General features: G+C 69.8%; 6 protein-coding genes. 2 read left to right on the top strand and 4 right to left on the bottom strand.

Features of this window, described 5'->3' with window-relative positions:
- On the top strand, positions 1–281 hold a 281-nt coding region (locus tag ACOADB_RS28405; protein ID WP_378607118.1), incomplete at its 5' end, for a winged helix-turn-helix transcriptional regulator.
- On the opposite strand, the gene ACOADB_RS28400 is transcribed toward ACOADB_RS28405, so the two are convergent.
- Positions 276–971: an SDR family oxidoreductase gene (locus tag ACOADB_RS28400; RefSeq protein WP_378607115.1), complete on the bottom strand. Its 696-nt coding sequence runs from the start codon at positions 969–971 to the stop codon at positions 276–278. The two genes, ACOADB_RS28405 and ACOADB_RS28400, sit on opposite strands and share 6 nt — an antisense overlap.
- 1 nt (position 972) lies before the next feature.
- On the bottom strand, positions 973–2,139 hold the full coding sequence (locus ACOADB_RS28395; RefSeq protein WP_378607112.1) for a thiolase family protein: 1,167 nt from the start codon (positions 2,137–2,139) through the stop codon (positions 973–975).
- Between the two features lie 102 nt (positions 2,140–2,241).
- On the opposite strand from ACOADB_RS28395, the gene ACOADB_RS28390 reads away from it, so the two are divergent.
- A complete protein-coding gene (locus ACOADB_RS28390) occupies positions 2,242–2,676 on the top strand; it encodes a winged helix-turn-helix transcriptional regulator (protein WP_378607109.1) in 435 nt (144 codons plus the stop codon).
- Positions 2,677–2,783: 107 nt separating this feature from the next.
- Here ACOADB_RS28390 and ACOADB_RS28385 read toward each other — a convergent pair whose 3' ends face one another.
- Both ACOADB_RS28385 and ACOADB_RS28380 read right to left on the bottom strand, forming a co-directional pair.
- Entirely contained in the window at positions 2,784–3,878 is a 1,095-nt protein-coding gene (locus ACOADB_RS28385) for an LLM class F420-dependent oxidoreductase (RefSeq protein WP_378607106.1), read from the bottom strand.
- On the bottom strand, positions 3,875–4,541 hold a 667-nt coding region (locus ACOADB_RS28380), incomplete at its 5' end, for an acyl-CoA dehydrogenase family protein (protein ID WP_378607103.1). The genes ACOADB_RS28385 and ACOADB_RS28380, both read right to left, overlap by 4 nt.

Genomic DNA, 4,541 nt, shown 5'->3' with positions numbered 1-4,541 from the left:
TCGCGCTCAACGACGGGCCGCTCCGGTTCGGCGCGCTCCGCGAGACCGTCGACGGCATCAGCGGCAAGGTCCTCACCGAGACCCTGCGCGACCTCGAGCGCGACGGGATCCTCACCCGCACCATGTACAACGAGATGCCACCACGCGTGGAGTACGAGCTCACCGCCCTCGGTCAGACCCTGCAGGGTCCCCTCGCCGCGCTCGGGCGCTGGGCCGAGGAACACATCGAGCTGGTCCTGCGCGCCCGCGAGGACTACGACCAGCGCCCGGATCGATCATGAACCGGAGAGCTGGGGGTACAGCTGCTCGAGCGGTCCCGCCAGCGCCTGCTTGACCTGCCGGGAGACGTCGTCGGCGAGCACCTCGTGGGCGCCGGCCAGCAGGCCGTCGTACGCCTGGGCGACGACGTCGGCCGGATCGTTCTTCTCGACGTCGAGACCAGCTGTCATCGGGGTGTCGGTGTAGCCCAGGTGCAGGGCCGTGACGAGCGTCCCGTTCGCGGCCAGCTGGAGGCGCTGCGTGTTCGTCGCCGACCAGAGCGCCGCCTTGGTGGCGCTGTAGCCGTCGCCGATGCCGATCCACGACAGCACGGACAGCACGTTGAGCAGCGCTCCGCCGCCGTTCGCGGCCAAGGTGGGAGCGAAGGCGTCCGCGATCGCCAGGGGAGCGAAGAAGTTGACCTCGAAGAGGTCGCGCAGCGCGTCCGGCGACCCGAGCACGGAGGCTCCGTTCGACGCCCCGGCGTTGTTGACGACGAGTGTCACGTCCGGCGCGGCAGCGACCGCGGCGGACACGGACGCGGGGTCCGTGACGTCGAGGGCGAGCGGTACGACGCGCTCGTCCGCCCAGTCCTTCGGGTTGCGGGCACTCGCATAGACCTTCGTCGCGCCGCGGGCGAGGGCCTGGTGCACGAACTCGGTGCCCAGTCCCCCGTTCGCGCCGGTGACCAGGACGACGTCGGTGATCGGCATGTCAGATCCTCTCGATGATGGTGGCGTTGGCGAGACCGCCGGCCTCGCACATGACCTGCAGGCCGAAGCGGCCCTCGCGCTGCTCGAGCACGTTGAGCAGGGTGGTGGTCAGGCGTGCGCCGGAGCCGCCGAGCGGGTGACCGATCGCGATCGCGCCGCCGTTGACGTTGACCTTGTCGAGGCTGGCGCCGGTCTCGGCCTGCCAGGCGAGCACGACCGAGGAGAACGCCTCGTTGACCTCGAAGGCGTCGATGTCGTCGATGGTCAGGCCGGCTCGCTCGAGCACCTTGCGGGTGGCGGGGATGATGCCGGTCAGCATGAAGAGCGGGTCGTCGCCGGCCACGGCGAACGAGTGGACCCGCGCCCGGGGCGTGAGCCCCAGCCTCGCCGCGGCCTCCTCCGAGGTGACCAGGAGAGCGGCCGCGCCGTCGTTGACCGGCGAGCTGTTGCCGGCCGTGACCTTCCAGTCGATCTCGGGGAAGCGCTCGGTCCACACGTCGTCGGCGAACGCGAGGCGAAGGCCCGCCAGGCCCTCGGTGGTCGTGGACGAGCGGATCGTCTCGTCGATCGCGAGGTCATTGACGCGTGCGATCTCGCCGTCGAACAGGCCGTCCTTCCATGCCCGGGTGGCCCGGTCGTGGGAGAGCGCAGCGAACTCGTCGAGCTGGGTGCGCGAGAAGCCCCAGCGCGCCGCGATCCGCTCGGCCGCGATGCCCTGCGGGATCAGCGAAGGCGCGTAGCGGGCCGCCACCGCCGGGCCGGCGAAGTCCGCCCCGAGGGTCTGCGAGCCGATCGGGACGCGCGACATGGACTCCGCACCGGAGGCGACGGCGACGTCGTACGCACCGGCGATGACGCCCTGGGCCGCGAAGTGCAGGGCCTGCTGGCTCGAGCCGCACTGGCGGTCGACGGTCACGCCGGGCACCGACTCGGGGTAGCCGGCTGCCAGCAGTGCCCACCGCGCGGTGTTGCCCGACTGCTCGCCGACCTGGCCGACGGCACCACTGATGACGTCGTCGACGACGACGGGGTCGATGCCGGTGCGCTCCACGAGGGCGCGCAGCGGGACGGCATGCAGGTCGACGGGGTGGATGTCGGCGTAGGCGCCACCGGGCTTGCCCTTGGCAACCGGGGTGCGGACGGCGTCGACGATGACGGCTGACGACATGGTGGATCCCTTCGTTGGGCGACTGGTGCCCCCACCGTAGGCCAGTCAGTTGGTTTTTCCAACTAACTTGGTTGTGACTTCCAACCCACTTAGACTGGCGGCATGTCCACCGACGTACGCCCCTGCTCGATCGCCCGCACCCTCGAGCTCGTGGGCGAGAAGTGGACCCTGCTGGCCGTACGCGAGATGGTCCTCGGCAACCACCGCTTCGACGAGTTCGTCCGCTACACCGGAGCGCCGCGCGACATCCTGACCAACCGGCTGCGCAAGCTCGAGGACGCTGGCCTCGTGCACCGGACCCAGTACCAGGACCGACCGCCGCGGTTCGAGTACCACCTCACCGGGGCCGGCGAGGCCTTGCGTCCGATCATCGCCACGCTGCGCGAGTGGGGGGACCAGTACGTCGCGCCCCCGGGCGGGCCGCCCATGGTGTTCACGCACACCTGCGGCGAGACCTTCCACGCTGCCGTGGCTTGCCGGGCCTGCGGCGAGATCACGCAACCCGGCTCGGTCACCCTGGTCACCGACGCCAGCTGATCAGGTCATGCAGGCAGAAAGCCCACGCCGAATGACGTGGGCTTTCGCGGTGAGTCGATCTGCGCCGGTAGCGATTCGAACCCAGACCTGCTGATCCGTAGTGCGAATCAGAAGGACTTCGAGGTGTCTGGCGCCGACTCGACGCCCGCCGTGCGGTCCTCGGCGAGCAAGCCGGCGAGCCGGCCGACGTGGTCCACCCGGTCGGCCGGCGTCGCGGCCATCGGGTTGACCAACAGGGTCCGCACACCGGCCTCGCGGAACTCCGCGAGCTGGCGGCGCAGCGAGTCCTCGTCACCCATCAGCGTCACCGCCTCCACCAGGTCCTGGGGTACGACGGCTGCCGCCTCGGCCTTCCTGCCCGACAGGTAGAGGTCCTGGATGTCCCTGGCCTCCGCCTCGTAGCCGTAGCGGCAGGCGAGCTGGTTGTAGAAGTTCTTGTCCCGCGCACCCATGCCGCCGATGTACAGCGCCAGCTGGTTGCGCACCGCGGCCGTGATCTCCGGCGTCGGCTCGCCGACGTGGAAGCTGACCTGGAGCTGGATGTCGAGCTCGCCGAGCGCGGGATCGCGCTTCGCGAAACCGGCCGCCAGGGACTCGCCCCACGCCTGCTGCGCCTTGAGCGGGTGGAAGAACAACGGCTGCCAGCCCTGGGAGATCTCCGCGACCAGCTCGACGTTCTTCAAGCCCAGTGCGGCAATCGAGACCGGGATGTCGGCCCGCAGCGGGTGGTTGATGAGCTTGAGCGGCTTGCCCAGGCCCGAACCACCGTGCTCCTTGGTGAGCGGCATCCGGTAGTACTTGCCGTCGTGGTCGAGCGGTTCGCGTCGCCAGACCTTGCGGCAGATCTCGACCGCCTCGCGCGTGCGACCCAACGGGGCGTCGTACTTGATGCCGTGGAAGCCCTCCACGACCTGGGGGCCACTGGCGCCGAGGCCGAGCGTGAACCGGCCACCCGACACGAAGTCGAGGCCGGCCGCGGTCATCGCGGTCAGGGCGGGGGTCCGGGAGTAGACCTGCAGGATGGCTGACATCAGCTCGACCTTCTCGGTCTTCGCCGCGACGAAGCCCAGCTGACTGACGGCGTCGAAGGAGTAGGCCTCCGGGATCGCCACCATCTCGAGGCCGACCTGCTCGTACGCCTGGATCAGTTCGACGCTCTCGTCGAATCCTCCGGCGTAGTCGATGATCATGCCCAGCTTCATCGGCCGGCCTCCTTCGGGTAGCGGCCGGCGATGTCGCGGCCGATGATCTCCTTCATGATCTGGCTGGTGCCGCCGTAGATCGTCTGCACCCGGCAGTCACGGAAGGCCCGACCGATCGGGTACTCGTTCATGTAGCCGTAGCCCCCGAACAGCTGCAGGCAACGCGACGTCACCCGGACCTGCATCTCGGTCGCCCACAGCTTCGCCTTCGACGCCTCGGCCGCGGTGAGCGTGTGGTCATTCAGCGCCAGCGCGGCGTTCTGGATGTAGGCACGGGTCATCTCGACCTCGGTCTCGATCTCGGCCAGCTCGAACCGGGTGGCCTGCAGGTCACCGATCCGCTTGCCGAACGCCTCGCGCTCGAAGACGTAGTCCTCGGTCCACGCCAACGCCGCCTCGGCGCCGGCGAGCGCCTGCGCCGCCAGCGAGAGCCGCTCCTTGGGCAGGCGCTGCATCAGGTAGATCAGGCCCTCACCGATCTCGCCCAGCACGTTCTCCGGAGCGACGCGCACGTCCTCGAACACCAGCTCCGCGGTGTCCTGACCGGCGAGGCCGACCTTGTCGAGCTTGCGTCCCCGGGAGAAGCCCGGGTCGTCGCGCTCGACGACGAAGAGGCTGTAGCCGCGCGAGCCCGCATCGGGGTCGGTCCTCGCGAACACGATC

The sequence above is a fragment of the Nocardioides sp. CPCC 206348 genome, from assembly GCF_048654705.1.
In the GTDB taxonomy this organism is placed as follows: Bacteria; Actinomycetota; Actinomycetes; order Propionibacteriales; family Nocardioidaceae; genus Nocardioides.
This window is presented reverse-complemented; position numbering and strand designations above follow the sequence as displayed.